Origin of the sequence: Bradyrhizobium sp. 62B (genome assembly GCF_030272265.2) — a bacterium.
Classification (GTDB): Bacteria; Pseudomonadota; Alphaproteobacteria; order Rhizobiales; family Xanthobacteraceae; genus Bradyrhizobium.
In genome coordinates this window covers 5,790,881-5,816,507 of record NZ_CP092841.2, presented here as the reverse complement: position 1 = coordinate 5,816,507, position 25,627 = coordinate 5,790,881, and the positions used below count along the sequence as shown (strand labels likewise).

26 protein-coding genes are annotated in these 25,627 nt (G+C 66.0%); 12 read left to right on the top strand and 14 right to left on the bottom strand.

What is annotated here, in order from left to right; translation table 11 throughout:
• Nucleotides 1–6: 6 nt before the first annotated feature.
• Nucleotides 7–330 (top strand): hypothetical protein, encoded by a 324-nt coding sequence (locus ML401_RS27930; RefSeq protein ID WP_285807631.1) that lies wholly within the window; start codon nucleotides 7–9, stop codon nucleotides 328–330.
• 53 nt (nucleotides 331–383) lie between these two features.
• On the opposite strand, the gene ML401_RS27925 is transcribed toward ML401_RS27930, so the two are convergent.
• Both ML401_RS27925 and ML401_RS27920 read right to left on the bottom strand, forming a co-directional pair.
• Nucleotides 384–1,145 (bottom strand): ABC transporter permease, encoded by a 762-nt coding sequence (locus tag ML401_RS27925; RefSeq protein WP_259217039.1) that lies wholly within the window; start codon nucleotides 1,143–1,145, stop codon nucleotides 384–386.
• Nucleotides 1,142–2,065, bottom strand: a complete 924-nt coding sequence (locus tag ML401_RS27920; protein WP_211416313.1) for an ABC transporter ATP-binding protein — start codon at nucleotides 2,063–2,065, stop codon at nucleotides 1,142–1,144. Before ML401_RS27920 ends, ML401_RS27925 begins: the two co-directional genes overlap by 4 nt.
• 287 nt (nucleotides 2,066–2,352) lie before the next feature.
• Here ML401_RS27920 and ML401_RS27915 point away from each other — a divergent pair, with 287 nt between their 5' ends.
• Together ML401_RS27915 and ML401_RS27910 are read left to right on the top strand one after the other, a co-directional pair.
• On the top strand, nucleotides 2,353–3,072 hold the full coding sequence (locus ML401_RS27915; protein ID WP_211416314.1) for a hypothetical protein: 720 nt from the start codon (nucleotides 2,353–2,355) through the stop codon (nucleotides 3,070–3,072).
• Between the two features lie 101 nt (nucleotides 3,073–3,173).
• The gene (locus ML401_RS27910) at nucleotides 3,174–4,118 is read left to right on the top strand and encodes a LysM peptidoglycan-binding domain-containing protein (RefSeq protein ID WP_212067664.1); all 945 of its coding nucleotides are present in this window, start codon (nucleotides 3,174–3,176) and stop codon (nucleotides 4,116–4,118) included.
• 149 nt (nucleotides 4,119–4,267) lie between these two features.
• Here the strand turns inward: ML401_RS27910 and ML401_RS27905 are convergent, their stop codons facing one another.
• Nucleotides 4,268–5,341 (bottom strand): tartrate dehydrogenase, encoded by a 1,074-nt coding sequence (locus tag ML401_RS27905; RefSeq protein ID WP_211416316.1) that lies wholly within the window; start codon nucleotides 5,339–5,341, stop codon nucleotides 4,268–4,270.
• A gap of 153 nt (nucleotides 5,342–5,494) precedes the next feature.
• Here ML401_RS27905 and ML401_RS27900 point away from each other — a divergent pair, with 153 nt between their 5' ends.
• A complete protein-coding gene (locus ML401_RS27900) occupies nucleotides 5,495–6,412 on the top strand; it encodes a LysR family transcriptional regulator (RefSeq protein ID WP_285807630.1) in 918 nt (305 codons plus the stop codon).
• A 37-nt stretch (nucleotides 6,413–6,449) separates the two neighbouring features.
• Nucleotides 6,450–7,274 (top strand): aspartate dehydrogenase, encoded by an 825-nt coding sequence (locus ML401_RS27895; protein ID WP_285807629.1) that lies wholly within the window; start codon nucleotides 6,450–6,452, stop codon nucleotides 7,272–7,274.
• A gap of 4 nt (nucleotides 7,275–7,278) precedes the next feature.
• On the opposite strand, the gene ML401_RS27890 is transcribed toward ML401_RS27895, so the two are convergent.
• The 9 genes from ML401_RS27890 to ML401_RS27850 all read right to left on the bottom strand — a co-directional run bounded on the left by ML401_RS27890 (nucleotide 7,279) and on the right by ML401_RS27850 (nucleotide 15,574).
• Entirely contained in the window at nucleotides 7,279–8,583 is a 1,305-nt protein-coding gene (locus tag ML401_RS27890; RefSeq protein WP_285807628.1) for a sorbosone dehydrogenase family protein, read from the bottom strand.
• 142 nt (nucleotides 8,584–8,725) lie between these two features.
• Nucleotides 8,726–8,935: a hypothetical protein gene (locus ML401_RS27885; protein ID WP_194403898.1), complete on the bottom strand. Its 210-nt coding sequence runs from the start codon at nucleotides 8,933–8,935 to the stop codon at nucleotides 8,726–8,728.
• 158 nt (nucleotides 8,936–9,093) lie between these two features.
• On the bottom strand, nucleotides 9,094–9,720 hold the full coding sequence (locus ML401_RS27880; RefSeq protein WP_285807627.1) for an isoprenylcysteine carboxylmethyltransferase family protein: 627 nt from the start codon (nucleotides 9,718–9,720) through the stop codon (nucleotides 9,094–9,096).
• A 27-nt stretch (nucleotides 9,721–9,747) separates the two neighbouring features.
• Nucleotides 9,748–10,779: an NAD-dependent epimerase/dehydratase family protein gene (locus ML401_RS27875; RefSeq protein WP_285807626.1), complete on the bottom strand. Its 1,032-nt coding sequence runs from the start codon at nucleotides 10,777–10,779 to the stop codon at nucleotides 9,748–9,750.
• 28 nt (nucleotides 10,780–10,807) lie between these two features.
• The gene (locus ML401_RS27870; RefSeq protein ID WP_194403896.1) at nucleotides 10,808–11,326 is read right to left on the bottom strand and encodes a DUF962 domain-containing protein; all 519 of its coding nucleotides are present in this window, start codon (nucleotides 11,324–11,326) and stop codon (nucleotides 10,808–10,810) included.
• 170 nt (nucleotides 11,327–11,496) lie between these two features.
• Nucleotides 11,497–12,168, bottom strand: a complete 672-nt coding sequence (locus ML401_RS27865) for an OmpA family protein (RefSeq protein WP_211416321.1) — start codon at nucleotides 12,166–12,168, stop codon at nucleotides 11,497–11,499.
• On the bottom strand, nucleotides 12,168–12,584 hold the full coding sequence (locus ML401_RS27860) for a hypothetical protein (protein ID WP_259217051.1): 417 nt from the start codon (nucleotides 12,582–12,584) through the stop codon (nucleotides 12,168–12,170). Before ML401_RS27860 ends, ML401_RS27865 begins: the two co-directional genes overlap by 1 nt.
• A gap of 88 nt (nucleotides 12,585–12,672) precedes the next feature.
• The gene (locus ML401_RS27855) at nucleotides 12,673–12,957 is read right to left on the bottom strand and encodes a type II toxin-antitoxin system HicB family antitoxin (protein WP_212067657.1); all 285 of its coding nucleotides are present in this window, start codon (nucleotides 12,955–12,957) and stop codon (nucleotides 12,673–12,675) included.
• Nucleotides 12,958–12,967: 10 nt separating this feature from the next.
• A complete protein-coding gene (locus tag ML401_RS27850; protein ID WP_285807625.1) occupies nucleotides 12,968–15,574 on the bottom strand; it encodes an ATP-dependent helicase in 2,607 nt (868 codons plus the stop codon).
• A gap of 235 nt (nucleotides 15,575–15,809) precedes the next feature.
• Between ML401_RS27850 and ML401_RS27845 the strand changes: the two genes are divergently transcribed.
• The gene (locus ML401_RS27845) at nucleotides 15,810–15,983 is read left to right on the top strand and encodes a DUF1328 domain-containing protein (protein WP_028138034.1); all 174 of its coding nucleotides are present in this window, start codon (nucleotides 15,810–15,812) and stop codon (nucleotides 15,981–15,983) included.
• Nucleotides 15,984–15,986: 3 nt separating this feature from the next.
• Here the strand turns inward: ML401_RS27845 and ML401_RS27840 are convergent, their stop codons facing one another.
• Nucleotides 15,987–16,493, bottom strand: coding sequence for a thioesterase family protein (locus tag ML401_RS27840; RefSeq protein WP_211416323.1), 507 nt, complete (start codon nucleotides 16,491–16,493; stop codon nucleotides 15,987–15,989).
• Nucleotides 16,494–16,578: 85 nt separating this feature from the next.
• On the opposite strand from ML401_RS27840, the gene ML401_RS27835 reads away from it, so the two are divergent.
• The 3 genes from ML401_RS27835 to ML401_RS27825 all read left to right on the top strand — a co-directional run bounded on the left by ML401_RS27835 (nucleotide 16,579) and on the right by ML401_RS27825 (nucleotide 19,789).
• Complete coding sequence (locus ML401_RS27835) at nucleotides 16,579–18,003, top strand: FAD-binding oxidoreductase (protein WP_194403890.1); 1,425 nt, start codon at nucleotides 16,579–16,581, stop codon at nucleotides 18,001–18,003.
• A gap of 83 nt (nucleotides 18,004–18,086) precedes the next feature.
• Entirely contained in the window at nucleotides 18,087–19,385 is a 1,299-nt protein-coding gene (locus ML401_RS27830; RefSeq protein ID WP_285807624.1) for a Spy/CpxP family protein refolding chaperone, read from the top strand.
• Between the two features lie 35 nt (nucleotides 19,386–19,420).
• Complete coding sequence (locus tag ML401_RS27825; RefSeq protein ID WP_259217060.1) at nucleotides 19,421–19,789, top strand: hypothetical protein; 369 nt, start codon at nucleotides 19,421–19,423, stop codon at nucleotides 19,787–19,789.
• A 58-nt stretch (nucleotides 19,790–19,847) separates the two neighbouring features.
• Here the strand turns inward: ML401_RS27825 and ML401_RS27820 are convergent, their stop codons facing one another.
• Nucleotides 19,848–21,317, bottom strand: coding sequence for a caspase family protein (locus ML401_RS27820; RefSeq protein ID WP_285807623.1), 1,470 nt, complete (start codon nucleotides 21,315–21,317; stop codon nucleotides 19,848–19,850).
• Nucleotides 21,318–21,742: 425 nt separating this feature from the next.
• On the opposite strand from ML401_RS27820, the gene ML401_RS27815 reads away from it, so the two are divergent.
• The 3 genes from ML401_RS27815 to ML401_RS27805 are packed head-to-tail and all read left to right on the top strand — an operon-like array spanning nucleotide 21,743 to nucleotide 25,623.
• Nucleotides 21,743–22,774, top strand: a complete 1,032-nt coding sequence (locus ML401_RS27815; protein WP_212067652.1) for a TRAP transporter substrate-binding protein — start codon at nucleotides 21,743–21,745, stop codon at nucleotides 22,772–22,774.
• Between the two features lie 5 nt (nucleotides 22,775–22,779).
• Nucleotides 22,780–24,633: a TRAP transporter large permease subunit gene (locus ML401_RS27810; protein WP_285812758.1), complete on the top strand. Its 1,854-nt coding sequence runs from the start codon at nucleotides 22,780–22,782 to the stop codon at nucleotides 24,631–24,633.
• A gap of 12 nt (nucleotides 24,634–24,645) precedes the next feature.
• On the top strand, nucleotides 24,646–25,623 hold the full coding sequence (locus ML401_RS27805; protein ID WP_285807622.1) for a hydroxyacid dehydrogenase: 978 nt from the start codon (nucleotides 24,646–24,648) through the stop codon (nucleotides 25,621–25,623).
• Nucleotides 25,624–25,627: the final 4 nt, after the last annotated feature.

The window sequence follows — 25,627 nt, the reverse complement described above, 5'->3', positions numbered from 1 at the left end:
TCGAACATGAACAAAGCCCGTATCTCCGCCGCAGCGCTCCCGGCCGGCTTGCCCGTCCGCCTGCTGTTCGCCGCAGCCAGCCTGCTTGCGCTGCTGGCCTTGCCGCACGCCGGCTACGCTCAGGGCATCGTGCGCGGTGCGCAGGAAGGCTCCTATGAAGGCAACCGGATCGCCGGTCCCGTAGGCGGCGTGGTTGGTGGCGCAGTCGGGGCCGGTGTTGGAGGCGCCGTGGGCGCGGTGGAGGGCGTGTTCGGCATTCCCCACCGTCATTACCGCCACCGCTGCCGCGGATATTACGACGGGTATCACCACTTCCACTGTTACAGGTGACGGCCGCGGACGTCATTCCGGGGCGCATGCATCGCGTGCCCCGGAACGACAGATCAATTCTTCAGCCGATAACCCGTGCGGAAGATCCACCAGATCACGACCAGGCAGATCACCAGGAACGCCAGCGTCATGCCGATGCTGACGGAGATGCTGACGTCCGCGATCTCGTAAAAGCTCCAGCGGAAGCCGGAGATCAGATAGACGACCGGGTTGAGCAGCGCCACCGTGCGCCAGGTGGGCGGCAGCATCTCGATGGAATAGAAGCTGCCGCCGAGGAAGGTCAGCGGCGTCACCACCAGCATCGGGATCATCTGCAGCTTCTCGAAGCCGTCGGCCCAGATGCCGATGATGAAGCCGAACAGGCTGAACGTCACTGCCGTCAGCACCAGGAAAGCCAGCATCCAGATGGGATGATGGATATGCAGCGGCACGAACAGCCCGGCTGTGGCCAGGATGATCAGGCCCAGAATGATCGACTTGGTCGCGGCGGCGCCGACATAGCCCAGCACGATCTCGAAATAGGAAATCGGTGCCGACAGGATCTCGTAGATCGTGCCGGTGAATTTCGGGAAGTAGATCCCGAACGAGGCGTTGGCAATGCTCTGCGTCAGCACGGAGAGCATGATCAGGCCCGGCACGATGAAGGTGCCGTAGCTGACGCCCTCGACCTGGCTGATGCGCGAGCCGATCGCGGCGCCGAACACCACGAAATATAGCGACGTCGAGACCACCGGCGAGACGATGCTTTGCAGCAGCGTGCGCCAGGTGCGCGCCATTTCGAACAGATAGATGGCGCGGATGGCGCGATGGTTCATGACGTCCTCACGAGGTCGACGAAGATGTCCTCGAGCGACGATTGCGTCGTATCGAGATCGTTGAAGCGGATGCCGGCGGTGCGGAGATCGCCGAGCAGGCTGGTGATGCCGGTTCGCTCGCCCTTGGTGTCGTAGTCGTAGACCAGCGTCGCGCCGTTGTCGCAGAGCTCGAGCTCGTAATGATGAAGGCTTTCCGGCAGCGCGGCGATCTTGCCCTGCAGATGCAGCGTCAGCCGCTTCTTGCCGAGCTTCTGCATCAAGGTCGCCTTGTCCTCGACCAGTACGATCTCGCCCTTGTTGATGACGCCGATGCGGTCGGCCATCTCCTCGGCTTCCTCGATGTAATGCGTGGTGAGGATGATGGTGACGCCGGATTGCTGAAGCGTGCGCACGACCTCCCACATGCCCTTGCGCAGCTCGACGTCGACGCCGGCGGTGGGCTCGTCCAGGAACAGGATCTGCGGCTCGTGCGACAGCGCCTTGGCGATCATCACGCGGCGCTTCATGCCGCCGGAGAGCGTGATGATCTTGTTGTCCTTCTTGTCCCACAGCGAGAGGTCCTTCAACACCTTCTCGATATGCGCAGGGTTCTTCGGCTTGCCGAACAGTCCGCGGGAGAAGCTCACCGTCGCCCACACGCTCTCGAAAGCATCGGTGTGCAATTCCTGCGGCACAAGGCCGATCAGCGAGCGTGCCTTGCGGTAGGAGGTCTGGATGTCCTCGCCGCCGACCAGGACGCGTCCCTCGCTCGGATTGGCGATGCCGCAGATGATGGAGATCAGCGTGGTCTTGCCCGCGCCGTTCGGGCCGAGCAGCGCGAAGATCTCGCCGCGCTTGATATCGAGATTGACGTTCTTGAGCGCCTTGAAGCCGGACCCATAGGTCTTCGACAAATTGGCGACGGAAATGATGGAGGACATGATGGCCGCGAGGATGAGGGGCAAGGGCTGGGGAGGGGAGGCTGGCCTCTGCCGGGAGGGCGGGTCAGCGGAGCCCTGAGATAGGAATGCCATTGCCCGGCCGCAATCGGCTGGAGAAAAATGGTCTCAAAACAGGCCCTTCGGTGGCAGGTTCCAGGCAAGTGTTGCGCGATGGTCACGGGCTGTGGCTAAGATTGCCGTTCACGCGGCTCTTTGTTGCGTCTGCGAGCAGGCCATGGCTACGATTCCGGCCAATCGCAAAGCGTATGTCCCCAGGGAAAACATCGATGAGACCGAACGGCCGTCACACCGCCGGCGCCAGCCAATTGTCCGCCCTTCGCGTCTGGGCGATGGGCCTGCTCCTGCTGTCAGCTGTTGCCATGAGCCCGGCCCCCGCCAACGCGGCACCGAGCCAGGCCCAGGCCGCGACCACGCATGTCTACCTGCTCCGCGGCGTGCTCAACATCTTCTCGCTCGGGCTCGACACGATCGGCGCCCGGCTGCAGGCGCAAGGCGTCCCGGTCACCGTCGCCAACTTCGTGTCCTGGTCCTCGCTCGCCGACGAAGCCGCGACCGCCTACAAGGCTGGCCGCCTCAAGACCATCATCCTGGTCGGCCATTCCTCCGGCGCCACGGCGCTGCCCGACATGATCGCCAAGCTCAACCAGCTCGGCGTGCCCGTGAAGCTCGCGATCGGTCTCGACTCCGTGTTCAAGACCAGGCTCTCGACCGGCGCGGAGCGCTACATCAACATCTATATCGGCGACGGTCCCGGTGAGCCGGTGCGGGCCGCGCAGGGCCTGCGCGGCAAGCTCGACAATGTCGACGTGCGCGGCACCGGCGTCGGCCACATCTCGATCGACAAGAACGAGGCGATCCAGCGCCGCGTCATCGCCGAGATCGACGCCGCGATCATGCGCTCGCGCGCTCCGGCCTTGCCGGTCGCCGAGCGCGGCGCGCCGCGGCAGGCGCGCTCCGCGGCGGCAACGGCTCCGGCGAGGAACTGAGACGAATCGGCTCAGTTTCGGCGCCGCAAAATCCGCCAAATCCGCGGGCATGAACCGCCGCGGGAGAGGCCTCTGCCTCCCACGGTGGGACTGCTGGACTGATGCTCGAACCGAGGCGAATCCTTGCGCTGGCAGCGATTGCGCTGCTCGCCTTAAGCATCGGCCCGGCCGCCGCTTCCCCTGCCAAGTCGAAGCCCGCGGCGGCCGCCGTCCCTGCCGCGCCGCCGCCCCCGCCGTTCGAGCCGCTGCCGCCGCCGAAGATCTACCTGTTCCGCGGTGCCATGGGGCCCATCTTCTCGACCGGCATGGACCGGCTCGAGGAGAAGCTGACGAAGGCCGGCTTCTCGGCCAATGTCTATGAATTCACCCTGTGCCGGTTCATCGGCAATCGTGTCATCGCCAGCTACAAGGAAAGCCCGGCGCCGATCGTGCTGATCGGCCATTCCATGGGCGGGCTGTGCTCGGTCGTCATCTCCGAGATGGCGGCCAAGGAGAACATCCCGATCAGCCTCGTCATCGCCATCGATCCCGCGCACGCGACCGGTGACGTGCCGCTCAATGTCGAGCGCTTCATCAACATCTTCCTGTCCGACAGCGTGCTCGGCGGAGGCGACGTCGTCGCGGTGCCGGGCTTTCGCGGTCATTACGCCAGCTACGACCTGAAGGAAAACGCGCGCGTCTCGCACATCAACATCGAGAAGTCCGATGACATCCATCGCCAGATCCTCGAGATGGTGACGCAGTTGCCGCGCATTCCGCCGCAGACCCAGGCCGATGCCGTGCCGCTGCGCTATCTCGTACCTGCCGATACGTTGGTCGAATTGTGGGATTCCGGCGTGCGGGTGCCGGTGCGCCGCGGCGACACCATGGAGAGCATCGCCGCCGCCAATCGCGTGCCGCTGTGGACGCTCGCGCAGAGCAATTCGCTTGCCGAGAATGCACAGCTCACGCCGGGGCAAACCATCATCGTCCCGCGCCACCTGACGCCGCCGGAGCCTGCGGCCGCGATGGCAGCGCCGCCGGCGGCTCCGCCGAAGCGGAAATAAGGGGCTTTGCCGCTGTAAAAGCGGTGTTGATTGGGCGGGCGGTCTTCCTCGTTCATCATGCCCGGGCTTGTCCCGGGCATCCACGTTCTCGGTGCCGCACGAAAGATCGTGGATGGCCGGGATAAGCCGGCGCATGACGCAGGGCGTTCTCAAACATTCGATCCGTGGATCGCATCGATCACGGCGTCCGTGACCTCCTTCGTTGTCGCCTTGCCGCCGACGTCGGGCGTCAGCACGCCGGCCGCGCAGACTTTCTCGACGGCCGCCATCAACCGCATCGCTGCATCCTTCTCGCCGAGATGCTCCAGCATCTGCGCGCCGGTCCAGAACGTCGCGACCGGATTGGCGATGCCCTTGCCGGTGATATCGAAGGCCGAGCCGTGGATCGGCTCGAACATCGAGGGGAAGCGGCGTTGCGGATCGATATTGCCGGTCGGCGCCACGCCGAGGCTTCCCGCCAGCGCGCCGGCGAGATCGGAGAGGATGTCGGCGTGCAGATTGGTCGCGACGATGGTGTCGAGGCTCTTCGGATGCAGCGTCATGCGCACCGTCATGGCATCGACCAGCATCTTGTCCCAGGTCACGTCGGGGAATTCGGTCGCGACCTCGGCGGCGATCTCGTCCCACATCACCATGCCGTGGCGCTGCGCGTTCGACTTGGTCACGACGGTCAGGAATTTGCGCGGGCGCGACTGCGCGAGCTGGAACGCATAGCGCATGATGCGGGTGACACCGACGCGGGTGAACACCGCGACTTCGGTGCCGACCTCTTCCGGCAGGCCCTTGTGCGCGCGGCCGCCCATGCCGGCATATTCGCCTTCCGAGTTCTCGCGCACGATCACCCAGTCGAGATCGCCGACGCCGACATTGCGCAGCGGCGAGGCGACGCCGGGCAGGATCTTTGTCGGCCGCACATTGGCGTATTGGTCAAAGCCCTGGCAGATCGGCAGGCGCAGGCCCCACAGCGTGATGTGGTCGGGCACATCGGGGGCGCCGACCGCGCCGAAATAGATCGCGTCGAACTTCTTGAGCTCGGCGAGACCGTCGGCCGGCATCATCACGCCGTGCTTCTTGTAATAGTCCGAGCCCCAGTCGAACGTCTTGACGTCGAAGGCGAGATCGCCGCTGCGCTGTGCCAGCGCCTCCAGCACGCGGATGCCGGCCGAGATCACCTCGGGGCCGATGCCGTCGGCGGGAATGGCCGCGATCGAATGGGTGCGCATGGGAGGCTCCGTTTGGGATGTCGGTGGTGCCGCGCCGGATCCGGCGGGCTGCGTCGGCGCCGAATCTAGACGGTGGCCCAAACCGTCTCAAGCAGCGCTGGTTTATACAAAAAAATGATATAATCATCGCCGTCTGAGGTGAGAGGGCCGGGAATGGAATTGCATCAGCTTCGATGCTTCGTGGCGGCAGCCGAGCAGCTGCATTTCGGCCGCGCTGCGCAGCAGCTCCAAATGCTGCCCTCGGCGCTGGGCCGGCAGATCAGGCTGCTGGAGGAGGACCTCGGCACGCGGCTGTTTGCGCGGACCACGCGCGCGGTGTCGCTCACCGAGGACGGCACGACGCTGCTGCGCGATGCCCGTGCCATCCTCGCCAAGGTCGAGGCCGTCGAGAACAGCCTTCGCAATCGCTCGCGTGCGGGAGCCGCGCGGCGGCTGCGGATCGGTGCCATCGACAGCGCGGCGGCCGGGCTGCTGCCGCCGCTCCTGCGCGACTTCCGCGCGAGCCATCCTGACATCGCGGTGCAGCTTCTCGAGGACAAGACGGTCCGGCTGCTGCCGAAGGTGCTGACCGGCGCGCTCGATCTGGCCTTTGTCCGCCCGCCGGGCCGCGCGGACAAGCGGCTCGAATTCCGCGACCTGCTCCAGGAGACCGCGATCGTGGCGTTCCCGCAGCGGCATGCACTGGCTAGGCGCAAGTCGATCACGCTGGCCGACATCGCCGACGAGGCGATGCTGGTGCCGGATCGCCGCTCGCGGCCGCACAGCCACGATCTCACGATCAAGCTGTTCGAGCAGGCCGGGCTGACACCGCGCATCGTGCAGGTCGCCGACGAGAAGCAGACCATCATCCATCTGGTGGCCACCAGGCTCGGCGTCGCGATCGTGCCGCGCTGGACCACGCGGATGGCGGTGTCAGGCGTGCGCTTCGTGCCGCTCCGGCTGAGGCATAGCGGCCCGGTCGGCCGGCTGCCGCTCGCCGCCGTCTGGCTGCGCGGCACGCGCGATCCGGCTCGCGATGTCATGCTGGCGGTGCTGGAGGCGCGCCTGCGCCGCTATGCGCGGGAGGCATGAGGGGCTATGACGTAGGCTGGGCGAGAAGGTGGATGCGATGAGCGAACAAAAGACGCCGGGTGAATTGCGCGTTGCCATTGCCGGGCTGGGCTCGATCGGCAGCAAGATCGCGACCGCGCTCGATCAGGGCATCGAGGGGCTGGCGCTGTCCGCCGTCGCGGTGCGCGATCCCGCAAAGCATCAGGCGTTCCTCGATAGCCTGCGCCGCCCGCCGCAAATCCTGCCGATCGACCAGCTCGGCGAGGCCGCGGACATCGTGGTCGAGTGCGCGCCGAGCCATCATCTGCGCTCCATCGTCGAGCCCGTGGTGAAGCGCGGCAAGGCCGCGGTCGTGGTCAGCGTCGGCGGCCTGCTCGATAATTTCGATCTCGTCGATCTCGCCCGCGCCAATGGCGGCCGCATCATCGTGCCGACCGGCGCGCTGATCGGGCTCGACGCCGTCAACGCCGCCGCCATCGGCACCATTCATTCCGTGAAGATGGTGACGCGCAAGCCGATCGACGGGCTGAAGGGTGCGCCGTTCACCGTGCAAAACAACATCGATATCGACAATCTGCGCGAGCCGCTGAAATTGTTCGAGGGCAGCGCGCGCGAAGCCGCAAAAGGCTTTCCGGCGAACGTCAATGTCGCCGTTGCGCTGTCGCTGGCGGGCATCGGGCCTGATCGCACCCAGATCCAGGTCTGGGCCGACCCGACCGTGACACGCAACGTTCACCGCATCGAGGTCGACGCGGATTCTGCAAGGTTCTCGATGGGGATCGAGAACATCCCGTCGGAGAATCCCAAGACCGGGTTGATCACGGCGCTGTCCGTGATCGCGCTGCTCAAGAAGCAGCGCGCCACCCTGTGCGTAGGGACGTGAGGCTCTACGCTCCCGTGACGCGCCAGATCACGTTGCCGACGTCGTCGGCCATCAGCAGCGATTTCTTGTCGGGGCCGATCGTCACGCCCACCGGGCGGCCGTAGGATTCCTTCTCGTCGGGAGACAGGAAGCCCGACAGGATGTCGCGGCCCGGACCGGACGGCTTGCCGTTCTCGAACGGGATGAACACCAGCTTGTAGCCGGACAGCTTGCTGCGATTCCACGAGCCGTGCTGGCCGATCACCATGCCGTCTCCGAAGCCGGGCAGGGTGCCCGCGGGCATCCAGCACAGGCCGAGCGAGGCGGTGTGGCCGCCGAGCGCATAGTCCGGCTGCAGCGCCTTGGCGACCATCGCCGGATCCTGCGGCACGCGGTCGTCAACCGTCTTGCCCCAATAGCAATAAGGCCAGCCGTAGAAGCCGCCGTCGCGCACCGAGGTGAGATAATCGGGCGGCGTCTCGTCGCCGAGCCCGTCGCGCTCGTTGACGACGGCCCAGAGCACGTTCGTGTTCGGCTCCCAGGCCAGGCCTACGGGATTGCGCAGGCCGGCGCCGAAAATGCGATGCGTACCGGCGGCGAGGTCGAGCTCGTACACCGCGGCACGGCCTTCCTCGACCTCCATGCCCATCTCGGCGATGTTGCTGAGCGAGCCGACGCCGGCATAGAGCTTCCTGCCGTCTGGGCTTGCGAGCAGGCTGCGCGTCCAGTGGCCGCCTGGCTTGAAAGTCGTGAGACGCTTGCCCGGCGCGGTGATGCGGTCGGCCCCCGCGACATAGGGAAACGCCATCACGCCGTCGGTGTTGCCGACATAGAAGGTGTCGCCGACCAGCGCCATGCCGAAGGGCTGATTGAGGTTCTCCATGAAGGCGCCGCGAACTTCGGCGACGCCGTCGCCGTCCCTGTCGCGCAGCAGCGTGATGCGGTTGGCGGACACGCCGAGCGCTGCTGCGCGGCGCATCGTCGCCTGCATCGCGTAGTGAAACACGCTGCGCGGGGCACCTGCGATCTGCGTCGCCTCCGCGATCAGCACGTCGCCATTCGGCAGCACCTCGATCCAGCGCGGATGGTCGAGGCCGGTGGCGAACGCGTTGACCTCAAGGTCCGGCGCGACCGTCGGTTTCTGGCCCTCGTTCCAGCCGCGCGCGGTCGGCATCTTCAAGGTCGGGATCGCGCCTTGCGGCTTCGCTTCGGGAATGGCGGGGGTCAGGCCCCAGGCCGGCGCGGGCTCGGTGCCCGTCATCTTGCGCCATTGCAGCGCGATGCCGCCGAGGATCGCGACGAACTGCGCGAAGACGCTGGAGAAGGTCATGAGGTGCCCCTGTTTGCGCGCGCATCCAACTGGCTGACGGGGCCGGCGTCAACCTATGCGGCATGCCGCTGGGGCCTATTCCCTGGGAATGGCAGCCGATCGAATTTGCATGGGACGAGCGCCGACGGGTGATGCCCGGAGATCAACGGCCGATCTGCCGCTCGAGCTGCCGTGCCGCGCGAAAATCGTCGAGGTGATGGACGTTGGGTGCGAGCGCGGCTTCTCTGGACAGCAGATGATAGACCCGCGCGACCGTGCGCTGCTTCTGCTTGGTACGCCCAGGCGGCAGCGCCCGCGCCTTGCGCAAGGCGGCGATCGCGTGCTCGCGGAAATAATCGTAGGCGTCCGACATGGCTTGGGCTCGGCTCGATGCTCTGCGTGGTGCAGATGTCGAGGAGCTAACGGGCAAGGGGGGGTGCGGTTCCTTGGTGCGCAGAAGCGTGCGCTGGTGCCCCCGGGGCGCAGCGCAGCGCGTCCGGGACACGAGAGTGAGGGCCAGTTACTACGCCCTTACCGCGGCGACAAAAACGGAATGATCATCGGCACGCGGCGGCAATAGGCGCCGTAGGCATCTTCGCCGAGCTCCTTGGAGAGGAACACTTCTTCCATCCGGCCCTTCTGCCACATGCCGAGCGAGATCAGGATCGCGCCGAGGATCGTCGTCACCAAGCCGATCGCAACGCCGGTCACCAGCATGCCGAAGATCAAGCCGGTGTAGATCGGGTGACGCACGATGCCGTAGGGGCCGGTGTCGATCACGCGGTGATCTTCCTTGTGGGTGATGGTGTTCGACCAGAATTTTCCGAGATGCAGCCGGCCCCACCAGGCGAAGGCGATGCCGGCCGCGGAGAGGACCGCAGCGATGTAGATGCCGGTATTGCCGAGCACCCAAAGCGGCTTCCAGCCCAGGAGCTGTGCAACCCATGGCGTGTACAGGATGCCGCCGACCAGGATCGGCAGGCGATAGCGCTGCGACTCCAGCGTCATGACCTGCTTCTTGGTCCGCCCCTGCCAGAACGAGGCACCAACCCAGCTGGCGAGAAAGGCGAGCCAGACCAGGGCAAGGAGTTCGGTCGGCCAGGCCGTGGTCCAGCCACCCCAGGCGACGGAGAGAAGCTTGCTGAAATCGAATGACATGAAGGTTCTTTGCGTTGGGCGGCGGCTTCAGCCTGCGCGCGAGGAGAGCGTGCGATGCTCGATGGCGCCGGTGGGCTGCTGGCCGTTGCGGGCAAGCAGATGGGTGATGGTTTCGCGCAGCACCGGCTCGATCGGACGCGGCGAATAGCCGAGCTCGTTACGGGCTTTGCCGATCGAAAGATCGCTCGCGGCGAGCGCGATGCGCACGCCCTCGGCGGTGCCGTTGGGCGGCCGGCGCGTGAATTGATCGGAGATGTATTCCAGCATGATCGCGGAGAGCTCGGCGATCTTGCCGGGGACGACGACCGGAAACTGCCGGCGGCCGCTCATCGCCGACATCATCCGCAGGATGCGTCCGAGCGGGACGCAGTCCCCGCCGAGAATGTAGCGCTGGCCGAGGCGGCCGCGCTCCATGGTCAGCACCAGGCCCATGGCCACGTCGCGAACGTCGACGAGGTTGACCAGGAAGTTGAGATGCGGCTGCACCTTCTTCTGCAGGAAGTACCACAGCATCGCGGTCGGCGGCGTCAGATTGTGGTCGGCGGCACCGATCGGCATGGTCGGCGTGCCGATCACGAGCGGAAAGCCATCGGCCGCGGCCTTTGCGGCGCAATGTTCGGCGAGCGACTTCGAGCGCGTATAGGCGCCCGGCATGGCATCGGCCGGCTGCAACGCTTCTTCCGCGGGGACGCCGTTCAGGTCGGAATAGGGGAACAGGATCGATTCGGTCGAACAGTGCAGGAAGCGCGACACGCCGCGCTTCATCGCGGCCGCAAGCACGATCTCGGTGCCGCGGCAATTGACCTCGTGAAAGTCCTGCTTGTTGGCGACCCACATGCCGGGCAGACCGGCGAGGTGATAGACCTGATCGACCCCGGCGATCGCAGCATCGACCGCGGCGCCGTCAAGCACCGAACCCTGCACGTGTTCGACGTCAGTGTTCCCCGCGGCCGGCCCGCGGACATCGAGAACGCGCACCCGCTGCCCACGGGCGCGGAGCGCTTCGACGAGATGATGTCCGATGAAGCCACTGCCACCGGTAACCAGGACGAGAGCCATGCAGAAGGTTGCTGTTTCGCTTCTAGAACTATCGGGTTGAAAGGGAATTGGCCGGAAGAGGCGCCAGAATCGCGGCAAGGTCGCGACGGAAGCCCAATGCAATGAATAATTTTGCCATGACGAACATCGGTCCAAGCAAAAGATGCGAAGGAAAAGTGAACAGCGAGGCTTCGCGGCCCTCAAAAACCTTGTGACCGATGGTCTGCGCGGCGAGGCCGAGCGCCACCAGCGCGGCGAAAATAGCCCACATGGTCGCAGTGCTGACCTGCGCCGCAATGGTCGTCGCAACCGAAAACAGCACGATGGAAACAGCCAGAATGCCGATCCCGAGCGCCACATCGAGCAGCAGCCAATAGATCAGCACCGGCAAGGCCAGGATCACCGCCAGGCTGACATCGAAACCGAACAGCGGAAGCCGGACCAGCGTCAGCGGCATCACCGCGCCGGTGAACAACAGAAGAATACCAACCACATGCATCGCCGTATTCCGGGGATCGCGATGGTACTCGACGTAAACGGCAAGTTGGCGCTGAAAAATGCCACCCATTTTGGTCTCATGCAGCACGGGATCGGGAAGGGCGAACAGTGGCTATAGCACTGGACAGGGCGGTGCACAAACCGGCGCTTTTGTCGCGCAAAGCCGTATGGGTGCGCCCCGGACAGGTTACAAAACGATCAGGACTTCAAAGGGTTCCGCCGGGTGCGAAGCCCGTGTGCTCAGCGCTTCTTGGCGGGCTTTTTCGCCGCAGGCGCGGGCGCTGCGGCCGGACGCGCAGGCGCCTCCTCGGGCACCTTGGCATAGGTCAGGATTTGCAACTGGCCGTTGACGGCCGACGTCGGCTTGGCGCGGTCGAGAAACTGCTCCTCGCCGAGGCCGATCGGATGCAGCCGCTTGGTCGAGATCTTGAAGGTGTTCACCAGCACGTCACGGATCGCGTCCGCGCGGCGCTGGCTCAGGATCGCATTGGCCTCGCGCGTCTTCGAATTGGATTCGACGTGACCGACGATCAGGAACGTGTAGGGCAGCAGCGAGGAATGAACCAGCGCGTCCGCGATGCGGCCGACGGTCTGGTAGGATGCCGGCTGGATGATCGGCGTGTCGGCATCGAACTGGATCTGCGCGTTGAAGGCGGGCAGCTTTGCGAGATCAGGCGCGATCGGCGGCCGGTTCACCGGACCGGGATCATTCTTGATCCTGGCCTTGGCGCGCTCCATCACCTGCGTCTTCAGCGCGGGGAGATCGACCTCGCCGGGCTCTTCGAGATGGTTGAGCTTGCCGACGATGTCGTCGCGGGTCGGCGCCGCCGTCTGCGCGACGGCTGTGCCCGCGAGCCAAGCGAGGCCAAACGCGAGGGCCGGTCCGGCAATGAAGAGCCTCGTCGCGCGCATCAGCGATACCCCGCGTCGTCGACGGCCTTCAGGCAGTTGTTGCTGATGCCCTTGGGGGTCGAAACCAGGCAGGGGATCGACTTGCTGGTCTCCTTGGTCGAGCCGCCGCAGACCTTGACGATCTCGCGCTGGCAGGCATTCGCCACCGTGACGCGCGCGGCGACGCGCTTCTGGATGGCGTCGAAGGCGCCGAGATAGTCGCTCGCGCATTGCGGGGAGAGCACGTCGCGGTTGCGCGACAGGCACTCCTTCAGGCGTGTCGAGTCCGGGTTGACGCCGCGGCAATTGGCGACGATTTCCGCACCGCAGCTCGCCGCCAGCTTTCCGATCGAATCGCCAAAGCTCATGGTCTCCGCCGCGCTGAGCGACGGCATCCCCAATGTCAGCAAGATCAGTGTGATGGAGCCCCGGACCATGGCTTTATCTGATACGGGGAAGTTCGCGATGGTCAAGACCTGTTCGGAGGAGAACCGTCGAAGGCCAGGGGAGTGCGGCGAACAGTCCTCACTCGGCGGTGTCGAGGGGTGGCCATTCGATCAGGACGACGGTGTGGTTTCCCAGGTCGTCGGCGAACTCCGGATCGGCCCTGAGTTCGTCCAGCGTCCGCGGCGGAGGAAGCCGGCGGCCGTCGGCACCAAGCTCCTGTGCATAGAATGCGAGGGCCTCTGGAGCATTCTCCATGGCCTCGTCGACGTCGTCGCCGCCGGAAATGCAGCCGGGCAGGTCCGGAAACCACAAGCTGACGGCTTCGGGATCGGTGTCCTCAATGACAGCAACGTATTGTGCCATATCGCAGGCCTCACGCCCGCTGCACAAAACTGTCCACGACCTTCTTCTCGCCGGTCTTGTCGAAGGCGATGGTGAGCTTGTTGCCGTCGATCTTGGTGACGCGGCCGTAGCCGAATTTCTGGTGGAAGACGCGGTCTGACAGCGAGAATTCGGACGTCGTGCCGGTCGATTTGGCGACCAGCTCGCCCTCGATCGTCAGGGGAGCGCGACGGCGCGAGGAGAAGCTGCCGAAATCCGGTCCGGATGACGAGGAGGAGAACGTCGCGGCTTCTTCCTCGAAGCCGCCGCTTCCGCCGCCGCCATTGCGTCCGCCGCCGCGGTTGCGGTTGGCTTGGGCGCGCTGCCAGCCCGGCGTCGAATAGGTCGAGCCGAACGCCTCCATGTCGTCGAAGCGCGAGGCGCCGTAGCCGCCGGTGCCGCCCCAGGCCGAGCCGCCTTTGGACTCCGTGATCTCGACGTTTGCCGCCGGCAATTCGTCGAGGAAGCGCGAGGGGATCGTGGTCGACCAGGTGCCATGGATGCGCCGGTTGGTCGCGAAATAGATCATGGCGCGGCGGCGGGCGCGGGTCAGACCGACATGGCCGAGCCGGCGCTCTTCTTCCAGACCGGCGCGGCCCTGTTCGTCCAGCGTGCGCTGGCTCGGGAACAGGCCTTCCTCCCAGCCGGGCAGGAACACGTTGTCGAATTCGAGCCCTTTGGCCGAGTGCAGCGTCATCAGCGACACCGCGTCCTCGTCGGCACCGCTGTCGCGGTCCATCACCAGCGAGATGTGCTCTAGGAACCCTTGCAGGTTTTCGAACTCTTCCATCGAGCGCACGAGTTCTTTCAAATTCTCCAGCCGGCCCGCGGCGTCGGCGGAGCGATCCTTCTGCCACATCTCGGTGTAGCCGCTCTCGTCGAGCACGATCTGGGCGAGATCGGTGTGGGCGGTGACCTCGCGCTGGGCGCGCCAGCGGTCGAACTGGGCGACGACGTCGCGAAGCGAGCCGCGCGCCTTCGGCTTCAGCTCGTCGGTCTCGACCACCGCGCGGGCCGCCTCGAACAGGGGAATGCGGCGCTTGCGGGCGTGGTCGTGCAGCATCTGCACGGTGGCATCGCCGAGGCCGCGCTTCGGGACGTTGACGATACGCTCGAAGGCGAGGTCGTCGGCCGGGGAGTTGATGACGCGCAAATAGGCCAGCGCGTCGCGGATCTCTGCGCGCTCGTAGAAGCGCGGGCCGCCGATGACGCGATAGGGCAGGCCGAGCGTGACAAAACGGTCTTCGAACTCGCGCATCTGGTAGGACGCGCGCACCAGGATCGCGATCTCGTTGAGCTTCTCGCCCTTGCGCTGGATCTGCTCGATCTCCTCGCCGATGCCGCGGGCTTCCTCTTCGGAATCCCACGAGCCTGTGACCGTGACCTTCTCGCCGTCCTGGTCCTCGGTGCGCAGCGTCTTGCCGAGCCGGCCTTCGTTGTGCGCGATCAGATGCGAGGCGGCGGCGAGGATGTGCCCGGTCGAGCGGTAGTTGCGCTCCAGGCGAATGACCTTGGCGCCCGGGAAATCGTGGTCGAAGCGCAGGATGTTGTCCACCTCGGCGCCGCGCCAGCCATAGATCGACTGGTCGTCGTCGCCGACGCAGCAGATGTTCTTGACGTGAGGCTTCTGCTCTCTCTCCCCGTCCTGCACGGGGAGAGGGGTTGTCCTCACGGGTTCAGCTTGCGGAGAGTCCTCCTCACCCGCATCGCTCAGGCGCGCAATTGCGCTGCCGGGCGATGCGACCTCTCCCCGTGCGCGGGGAGAGGTGAAGGACGAATCAGACGGCGCCTGCGACAGCAGCCGCAGCCACAGATATTGTGCGACGTTCGTATCCTGGTACTCGTCGACCAGAATGAATTTGAAGCGCTGCTGGTACTGCCGCAAAATATCCGGGTGCTCGCGGAAGATGCGGATATTCTCCAGCAGGAGATCGCCGAAATCGGCCGCGTTCAGGATTTTCAACCGCTCCTGATAGCTCGCATAGAGCTTGCCGCCCTTGCCGTTGGCGAACATGGCGGCTTCGCCCGAGGGCACCTGCGAGGGCATCAGGCCGCGGTTCTTCCAGCCGTCGATCAGGCCGGCCAGCATGCGCGCCGGCCAGCGCTTGTCGTCGATGCTCTCGGCTTGAAGCAGTTGCTTCAAGAGCCGGACCTGGTCGTCGACGTCGAGCACGGTGAAGTTGGACTTGAGCTGCGCCAGCTCGGCATGGACGCGCAGGATGCGGCCGCCGATGGAGTGGAACGTGCCGAGCCAGGGCATGCCCTCCACCGCATGGCCGAGCATCTGGCCGAGCCGGTGCTTCATCTCGCGCGCGGCCTTGTTGGTGAAGGTCACCGACAGGATCTCGGCGGGACGGGCGCGGCCCTGGCTCAGGATATGGGCGATACGCGTCGTCAGCACGCGGGTCTTGCCGGTGCCGGCGCCCGCCAGCACCAGGACCGGGCCGTCCAGCGTCTCCACCGCTTCGCGCTGCTCCGGATTGAGCCCGGACAGGTATTTCGGGCCCACCGAGGCGCGCGCACGCGCGGCGATGCCGCCGGCTGCGAGCTGGTGGTCGGGTACGCCAGTGATCTTGCTCGGCTCGGTCATGCGAATCATTTGGCCCCACGATGACACCGCGGGGTGACGGGAGGGAGCCTTCTAACAGGGATGGTGCCTATATGGGGCGGCGAAAACAGGTTTTCCACGTGCGCGGCAGGTCAATTTGTTCCTTCGCGGACCACGAATTTCGCTGTTGCAGGGCCCGGAACCATCGTTCCCGCCTCGAGATTGTCTGGGCAAGTGGCGCGGCGAGCCGCGTCGACGCAGACAACATCAAGACGAGGGTTTGACCATGCTAGGCTGGGTTGTAACGTTTCTGGTTATCGCACTGATCGCCGGCATCCTGGGCTTCGGCGGCGTCGCCGGCGCTTCGATCGAGATCGCCAAGATCATCTTCTTCATCGCGGTCGTTCTGTTCCTGGTCTCGGCCGTGGTCGGCCTGGCCCGCGGCCGCAACAGGGTATAGCGCTTAGCGCTTCGAGGGCATCGCCACGTTCCGGCCGATGCCCTCGGGGCGCGGGACCGCGCTGTGGGCCTTTGTGACCGCAGCGATGCGCTCGCTGATATCGGGCGGAAACGGCGCAACGCGCCGCGCATTCATGTCCATGTGGAGCGACATGTTCTCGGACGTCGCCGACAGCCAGCCCTCGGTCGCGTGCCGCATCTCCTCGAATGTATGCAGCCGCTTGTCGTCGGCCTCCAGCAACCACACCAGGATCTGCACGGGATCGCCGAGGTGGATTTCACGCAGATAGCGCACATGGCATTCGGCCGTGAAGGTCGAGCCGCCGCGCTGCTTCATGTAGGTCGGCCCGATCCCGAGCTCGCTCCAGAGCTGGTCGATCGCGCGGTCGAACATCACGTTGTAATAGGCCATGTTGAGATGGCCGTTGTAGTCGATCCATTGCGGCTCGATCTGCATGATCGCGGCGCGGAACGGCTCTGCTTTGGGCGTCGAGGCGGCAGTCTCCGGCATGTTTCCTTCCCAAGCTATGCGTCCGGTCGCTTGACTTGACCGGCTTTATGTCCTTTGCCACGGTTCTTCTGTCGGGAGGAATTCCGTGGGTACGACCATCACCAATAATCCGCCGCGGCCGGAGCCGAAAGCCCTCGCGAGCGCGCTGGAGCAGCTCGCCGCACGCTTCGGTAACCGGCTGATCACCTCGCAGGCCGTGCGCGAGCAGCACGGCCATACCACCACCTGGATCCCCAACCAGCCGCCGGACGGCGTGGTGATGGCGCAGGAGACCGCCGACATCCAGGACGTGGTGCGGATCTGCGCCAAGAACGGCGTCCCCGTCATTCCCTTCGGCACCGGCACCTCGCTCGAGGGCCAGGTCAACGCGCCCGCCGGCGGTATCTCGATCGACCTGCGCGACATGAACAAGGTGCTCGCGGTGCATGCCGAGGACCTCGACTGCGTGATCCAGCCCGGCGTGACCCGCAAGGCGCTCAACGAGCACCTGCGCGACCAGGGCCTGTTCTTCCCGATCGATCCCGGCGCGGATGCCTCGCTGGGCGGCATGGCCTCGACCCGCGCCTCCGGCACCAATGCGGTGCGCTACGGCACCATGCGCGACAGCGTGCTGGCGTTGAAGGTGGTGCGCGGCGACGGCGAGATCATCACCACGGGCACGCGCGCCAAGAAGTCATCGGCGGGCTACGACCTCACCCATCTGTTCGTCGGGGCGGAAGGCACGCTCGGCATCATCTCGGAATTGACCATCCGCCTGCGCGGCATTCCCGAGACGATCGCGGCCGGCGCGGTGTCGTTCGAGACCGTGCACGGGGCCTGTCAGGCCGTCATCCTGGCGATCCAGACCGGCATTCCCGTGGCGCGTATCGAGCTGCTCAACGCCGCGCAGGTGCAGGCCTGCAACGCCTATTCCAAGCTGACGCTGCCGGAGACGCCGCTGCTGCTGATGGAATTCCACGGTAGCGAGATCGAGGTCGCCGAACAGTCCAAGGCTTTCGGCGAGATCGCGAAAGATTGCGGCGGCGGCGATTTCTCCTGGACCACCAAGCCGGAGGACCGCACCAAACTGTGGCAGGCGCGGCACGACGCCTATTGGTCCGTGAAGGCGCTGCGGCCCGGCGACAGCATCGGCGTGGTCGCGACCGACGTCTGCGTGCCGATCTCTCGCCTTGCCGAGTGCGTCAGCGAGACCGAGGAGGATCTCAAGCGGCTCAACCTGCTGTCGCCGATCGTCGGCCATGTCGGCGATGGCAATTTCCATTGCTCCCTGGTCTGCGACACCAACGACGCCGCCGAGATGGCGCGCGGCGAAGAGTTCATGCATCGCCTGGTCGAGCGCGCGCAGGCCATGGACGGCACCTGCACCGGCGAGCACGGCATCGGCCAGGGCAAGCAGAAATATCTGAAGGCGGAGCTCGGCCCCGAGGCACTGGATGCGATGCGGGCCCTGAAGAAGGCCCTCGATCCGCTCAACATCTTCAATCCCGGCAAGATTGTGCCCGAGGCGTAGACCGGGAACTTTCGGCAATCCTGCCGGTTCCAATTCCCGCCAAGTTCCGGTGCCTCAATGGCGCGGCTCTGCGGGAGGATGCGATGGTGCGACCGGTCATTGGAATTGCCGCAATGGCGTTTGCCTGCATGCTGGCGGGCGCGGCCCTGGCGAAGGGCGGACATGGCGGGGGTCATGGCGGCGGCCACGGAGGCGGACACGGCGGTGGCCATCACGGCGGCGGACATTTCCGCGGTCATGGCGGCGGGCATGTACATGGCGGCGGACATCATCGCGGCATGCGGTTCACCACGGGTGCCCGGCGCGGCGGGCCCAATTTTGGTCAGATCCGCAACGCGGCGATCCCCCCCGCGAGCTTCCGCAATGCCATCAACTCCAGCGCATTCCGCAACGGCCGGCTGATCAGCAATCCGGCGGCGCGTGCGCAGCTCGCCGCCGCGGCCGCACTCGCCGGCTGGAGCGGCGCGAGCAGCGGCTGGTGGCAACATGCGGGTGGCGGCTATGGCTGGGTTGGTCCGCTGTTCTGGCCGTTCGCCTACAACGATCTCTACGACTACACGATCTGGGGCGACGGGCTCGGCTTCTGGGGTTATGGCTACCCGGACATCTATGCCGGCATTTTCGGCCCCTACGGTTTTGATCGCCTGTCGGCCTATCTGCCGCAGCAGCCGCAGGGACGACGGCGGGCGCGCAGCGCACCGCTCGATCAGCTCTGCGGCAGTGACCGCCGCGCCATCGCCGGGCTGCCCATCGATCAGATCGCATCCGCGGTGCAGCCGACGGATGCGCAGGGCTCAGCTCTCGATGCGCTCGGCAACGCCTCGGTCGACGCGGCAGCACTGATCCGCACATCCTGTCCGACGCAGGCCGCAGCGACGGCCCCCGGCCGGCTCGCGGCCATGCAGCAACGCATCGAGGCGATGCAGAAGGCCGTCGATCTGGTCCAGCCCGCCCTCGACCAGTTCTATGGTTCGCTCAACGACGAACAGAAGGCGCGCTTGAATGCCCTCGCTGACGATCAGCGGCGCGCCAGCGCATCGAACAATGCGGGCGGATCGCCGGTGCAGACTTGCAGCGTGCCCGCCGCGTTCGATTGGCCCGGCGCCACGATCGAGGAAAGACTTCGTCCGAGCGACACCCAGCGCGCAGCGCTTCAGGTGCTGCAGGATACCAGCGTCAAGGCCAGCGCATCGCTGAAAGTAACCTGCGAGCCCAATGAGGTCATGACACCGCCGGCCCGCATGGCCACGATCCGCAAGCGGCTGGATGCGATGCTGGACGGCATCAAGTCGGTGCGCGCGGCGCTCGATGATTTCTACGCCACGCTCAACGACGAGCAGAAGGCGCAGTTCGAGGCGATTGGGCCGCGCCGCACGTCCTGAAAGGTGCAAGCAACGACGACCATTGGTGGGGGGCAATGAAGTGGTTCGCAAGGCGGCAGCCGGCCGACATCTGGGATGAGCCGATCCTGGGGCCGCTCGGCGATATCGACGCGGCGGAGCGAATCCGCAACATCTGCGAGGCCGCGAGAGCGGGCGCGGAGGCCGTCGGAGGCTCCGCGCAGACTGCCACGCGCGAGCGTGAGCGCTATGAGCGTGCGGCCCGCGTCGCGATGGAAATCGCGATGAAGATTGCAGACGATCTGATGCGCGACGATGCGGTCCGCCGCATCGTCGACCTCTGCATGAAGGCCAATGATCTCAGGACGGCGCAGATCCTGTTTCGCGCAATCCAGGCCGGCTGGATCCGGGAGGCCATCCAGCGCGATTATCCGGCGCTGACGTAATAAATCCGGCTCGCGCGCGATTGGGCGCGAGCCGGTGCGATGTCAAAGCTGGACCGTCTCAGTATCTGCGGTAGTCGCCGCGGTAATGGTCGCCGCCGCCGCGGCCGCCCATTCCGATGCCGATGCCGATCCCGACGCCGATGCCCTGCATCACGGCGCCGGGCGGCGGTCCGGGAGGTGGCGCGCGCTCGTAGACCACTTCGTCGGGCGGCGGCCGGCGCTTCGGCGGCGTCTCGACCACCTTGCGCTTGGGCGGAGTGTCGTCGACGCGTTTCTTGATGATGGGCGCGACGCTCGGATTGGCGGGCGTCGCCGGCGGTGTCGGCGCCGAGCACGGGCAGGTCGGAGCCATTGCGACGGCGACCGGGGTCGCCGCGGCGGCGACGGGCACGCCGTAATTGCGGTTTTGCACGCGCAGCAGCAGCCGGCGCGCGGTCGCGGCGAGGTCGCTGTTGTCCCAATTGGCCAGATAAGCCTCGAACGAAGCGCGGGTGTTGATCGCGGTCGCGCGCTCCCAGGCCAGCATCTGGCGGCGCCGTTCCAGCACGGTGCGCACGCGCGGGGTTCGGGTGTCCTGCGCGTACAGCTCGATATAGGCTTGGTACGCCGGCACCGTGTCGTCGGTGATGACGAGTTCATAGGCGACCATGGCAGGCTTGCCCTGCAATTCCTTGCGCCAGTCCTCGAGGCTACGCGTGCCACTGGCAAGCGCCATCGAATTTGCGCCCGGAAGGGACGGCTGACCGCTGCTCTCGCCGAAGAACTTGAAGTCGGTGGTCAGCGAGGAGCTTTCCCAGGGAATCTGCCGGCCGTCGGTCGATTGTGCGACGGCGACACGAATGCGCTTGAACACTTCCTCGATCGGCAGGTTGGGCTGCTTGGCGATGGTCAGCGCCGCCGTGGTGTAGGGGCTGTCGATGCCACTGCCGTCCTCGGCTTCGGCGCCCGGCGATGTCGAATAGGAGATGAAGGAGCCGGGCGCGCCGGCCTTGGTGTCGACGATCGCAAGGCCGTGGCCGGCGCCGCTCAGCGCCGGGAACGGATTGTTGCGGCAGGCATCGAGCATGAAGATGCGCGCCCGCGTCGGCAGCGCGCCGAGGGTGTTGAGCAGGTCGTTGAGGCGCACGCCCTGGAGCGGGATGTCGGCCTCGCGCTTGGGATCGAGATCGATAGGAACGAGATAGTTCTCGCCGTCGATCTGCAGACCGTGGCCGGCATAAAACACCAGCGCGACGGTGTCGGCGCCGCTGGCGCTGACCTTGCCGGCGAAATCCGAGATCGCGGCGCGCATCTCGTTCTGCGCCAGATTGGCCGCGGTGGTGACGGTGAAGCCGGCATTGCCGAGCAGTTCTGTCATGCCCTTGGCGTCGTTGGCGGCGTTGGGCAGCTCGGGCACGGTGCGATAGGCGGATTGGCCGATCACCAGCGCGAGCCGCGCTTCGGCCGCGGCCTCCGTCGGAATCATCAACTGAGCGAGCGCAAGAAGGCCGGATGCAAGAAGCAAATTGGAAAAGACTGGACGGCGCATGGTGTCACCTCCATCGGCAATGCGCGCGATGATGTCACTTTTTCTAAGGTGCCGCCATGCGTCCGTCTGTGCACTGGATCACGTTCGGCGTGCGGCAAAATGGGGCAGGGCGCCTGCCGGGCCGGAGGGCATCATTCTCGGCCCATCCATGTCAGTTGCGCATTGATCCATGCTCCAATTGGATCGATGCCGGCCCGGCGCGACCGCGCCCGTTGCGCGGATGTGGCTGCAGGTCGATCCCCGTCGCGAATCCCCGGGGAATTGCGGTCGTTCAGCCGCGCTGGTCGCCTGCTGTACGCGCTCCCTGCCGCTCTGCGCTTGCCGGCCGCCCGCTTGCCTGTTCCGTCGCTTTGGCCATAGAGTTCACGCAACAGGCCGCCAGCAACGACTGCGGCGAACAAAAACAATGTGGGAGAAGCCGCACCATGACCATCGTGCCCGTGAACCGTCGCGCGTTCATCAAGTCATCGGCGGCGGTCACCGCCGGCCTCGCGCTCTCTCCCGCCATCATCGGCCGCGCCGAAGCTGCGACGCTGAAGCTGAAATGCTCCTCCTCGCTGCCGAACGATCCCAAATTCGCCAACGGCCGGGTCTACTACGACAACCTCGTCAAGAACCTGAAAGGGAATGGCCTCGGCGAGCAGATCGAGGTCGCCTTCTTCCCCGACAACCAGCTCGGCCAGGAGATCGACGTCATCAACTCGGTGAAGCTCGGTGTCATCGACCTCATGGTGTCGGGCTCGTCGATCTCGGCCAATCTGGTGCCGCTGGTCGGCACCTACGATCTCGGTTTCCTGTTCTCGAGCTTCCCGCAGCAGACCAAGGCGTTCGACGCCGGCGCGGCCAAGCCGATCGAGGACGCGCTGCTCAAGGGCGGCAACATCCGCATCATCGCCTGGGCCTATAATTTCGGCTCGCGCAGCGTGCTGGCGAAGAAGCCGGTGAAGACGCCGGAGGATCTCGCCGGCCTCAAGATCAGGACGCTGCCCAACCCCGTCATCACCGAATGCCTGCGCCTGATGGGCGCTGCTGCGACGCCCCTGGCGTTCGGCGAAATCTACACGGCCCTGCAGGCCGGCGTGCTTGACGGTCTGGAGCACGATCCGCCGACGATCCTGGCCAGCAAGTTCTTCGAAACGTCGAAATTCTACGCGCTGACCCAGCATAATTTCTCGCCGCTCGCGATCTATTTCAGCGACATGACCTATAACCGCATGGATCCGAAGCTGCGCGAAGGCTTCCTCGATGCTGCGAAGAAGGCCGCAGCCGACACCCGGGCCCATGGGCTCGCGGTCGAGAAGGAGGCGCTTGCGGCCCTGACCGAGAAGGGCGTGACGGTGGCCGAATGCGACCGCGAGGCGTTCAAGAAGCGCGTCGCGCCGCAGACCGAGAACTTCATGAAGGCGCGGCCGGAGTCCAAGGCCGTCATCGACATCATCCGCGCGACGCAAGCCTGATGACGATGACAGCCGCCGTGCCCGTTTCGGGCGGCCGCCACGGCAGCATCGCCCTGCTGCTGCGCGTCAGCGATGCGATCGCGGCGATCCTGCTCGCCGCCGATCTCGTGGTGGTCTGCGTCTCCGTGCTGCTGCGGTTCTTCTTCAACGCGCCGGTTGAATGGTCCGACGATGTTGCGCGCGGGCTGATGGTCGGCTCGGCCTTTTTCGGCGCGGCGAGCGCGCTCGCGCGCGGCGAGAATGTCGGTGTCTCCTTCTTCCGCGATCTGCTGCCGGTGCGGCTGCGCGCGCTGGTCGATGCCGCCAGCGCGCTGTTGATCGTGCTGATCTCCGGCTACGTCGCCTATAACGCGATCAAGCTGGGTTCGCTGACCGCAGGCCAGACCACCGGCTCCGGCCTGCCGCTGGAGTTGACCTTCTATCCCATGGGGGTCGGCGCGCTGTTCATGACGGTGTTCGCAATCGACCATCTCTGCGCAAGGCCGCTGCCAGACATCGTCAGGGGGCTCATCGCGATCATCGTCGTCACCGGCCTTTATCTGGCCTGGGACTATCTGTCGCCGTCCTCGGTGCCGTCGGCGGGCACCTTGATGCTGATCGGCTTCTTCGCAACGCTGTTCGGCGGCCTGCCGATCGGCTTTGCGCTGGCGCTCGCCGCGCTCATCTTCATCTGGGTCGAAGGCGCGCTGCCCGGCGTGATCTTCGCCCAGCAGATGGCGCGCGGCATCGACAATTTCGTGCTGCTGGCGATCCCCTTCTTCATCCTCGTCGGCTATCTCATGGAAGCCAACGGCATGTCGGTGCGGCTGATCGAGCTGTTGCAGCGCGCGGTCGGGCGTATGCGCGGCGGCCTCAACGTCGTCATGGTCGCTTCCATGGTGCTATTCTCGGGCATCTCGGGCTCGAAGATGGCCGACGTCGCAGCGGTCGGCTCCGTGCTGATCCCGGCGGCGCGTCGTTCCAGGCAAAATCCGGGCGGCGCGGTGGCGCTGCTCGCGGCATCCGCGGTGATGGCGGAGACCATTCCGCCCTGCATCAACCTGATCATTCTGGGCTTCGTGGCCAATCTGTCGATCGGTGGCCTGTTCGTCGCCGGCCTGCTGCCGTCGGCGCTGATGGCTTCTGTGCTGATTGCGGTCTCCATCATCTTCGGCAAGCGGCCGGAGCGGATCGAGGAGGTCGAGCCGCAGATGCCGGTGTCGGGGCTGTGGAGCGGTGCGATCGCCTCGTTCGGCCTGATCTTCATGATCTTCTTCGGCTTCAAGAGCGGCTTTGCCACCGCGACCGAAATCTCGGCCTTCGCGGTGGCTTATGCGCTGGTCGTCGGCAGCGTGGTGTTCCGGGAGCTCAGCTTCAAATCGGCCGCGCACAGCTTCGTGCAGGCCGCGACGCGCGCGGGTCTCGTCCTGTTCATCGTCGCCGCCGCGCAATCGCTGGCGTTCACGCTGACCCTGCAGCAGGTGCCGCATGCGGTCGGCGATTTCATGCTCGGGCTCTCCAAGACCTCGGGCGTCTGGCTGTTCATCCTGCTGGCGATCGCCGTGCTGATCGTGATGGGCTCGGTGCTGGAAGGCGCGGCCGCGCTGATCATCTTCGGGCCGCTGCTGTTGCCGGTCGCGGTGCAGCTCGGCGTCGACCCCCTGCATTTCGGCGTCGTGCTGGTCATCGCCATGGGCATCGGCCTGTTCGCGCCGCCGCTCGGGCTCGGCCTTTACGGTGCCTGCCTGATCGGCAACGTGCCGATCGAGCAGACGGTGAAGCCGATCATGGGCTATCTCGGCCTGTTGTTCCTCTGCCTGCTCGTCATCGCCTTCGTGCCGTGGCTGAGCACCGCGCTGCCGCGGGCGTTCGGTTACTGAAGGAGAGATGTCGTGAAGGTCCTGCTCGCGCACACGCCGGAGATGCGGCGCAACTATTACGGCGACCGTAGCCTCAACGGGCTGCGGGCGGCCGCCGAGGTGATCCTGCACGAGAGCGACGAAACTCTGGACGCCGCCGGCCTCGTGCGTGCCGCGAAGGACGCCGACATCATCGTCGCCGACCGCATGACGGAAGGGCGCGGCGAGATCTTTGCGCAATTGCCGCGTCTGCGGGCCTTCGTCCGCTGCGCCGTCGATATCCGCAACGTCGATGTGGAGGCGGCCTCGGCGGCCGGCGTGCTCGTCACCCGCGCTGGCCCCGGCTTCGTGCAGGCGGTCGCCGAGCTCGCGCTCGGCTTCATGGTCGATCTCTCGCGTGGCGTCTCGCGGACGACGGCGGACTACCAGGCCGGCCGCAAGCCGGAGGCGCGGATGGGCCGCCAGCTCGCCGGCAGCCGGCTCGGCATCATCGGCTATGGCAGCATCGGGCGATACCTTGCCGAAGTGGCAAAGGTGCTGCGCATGGAGGTGCTGGTCTGCGATCCGTTCGCTGACGTCAGCGATGCCGCGATCCGCCAGCTTGGCCTCGACGAGCTGCTCGCCGCGGCGGACTATGTCGTCTGCCTCGCGATCGCCAACGAGCACACCGAAAATCTGATCGGCGAAGCGGCGCTGGCGCGCATGCAGAGGCATGCCGTTTTCATCAACCTCTCGCGCGGGAATCTCGTCGACGAGCCGGCGCTGGCGCGGGCGTTGCGCGAGAATCGCATTGCCGGCGCCGCGCTGGACGTCGGCCGCGCGCCGGACCAGATGCCGACGCCGGAGCTGGCGAGATTGCCGAACGTCATCGCGACGCCCCATGTCGGCGGGCTGACGCCGCAGGCGATCGAATATCAGTCGCTGGAAACCGTGCGGCAGGTGGCAGCGATCGTGAAGGGCGAAGTGCCGCCGGGCGCGGTGAACGCCGACCGCTGGACGCGGCGGCCGTGAAGCG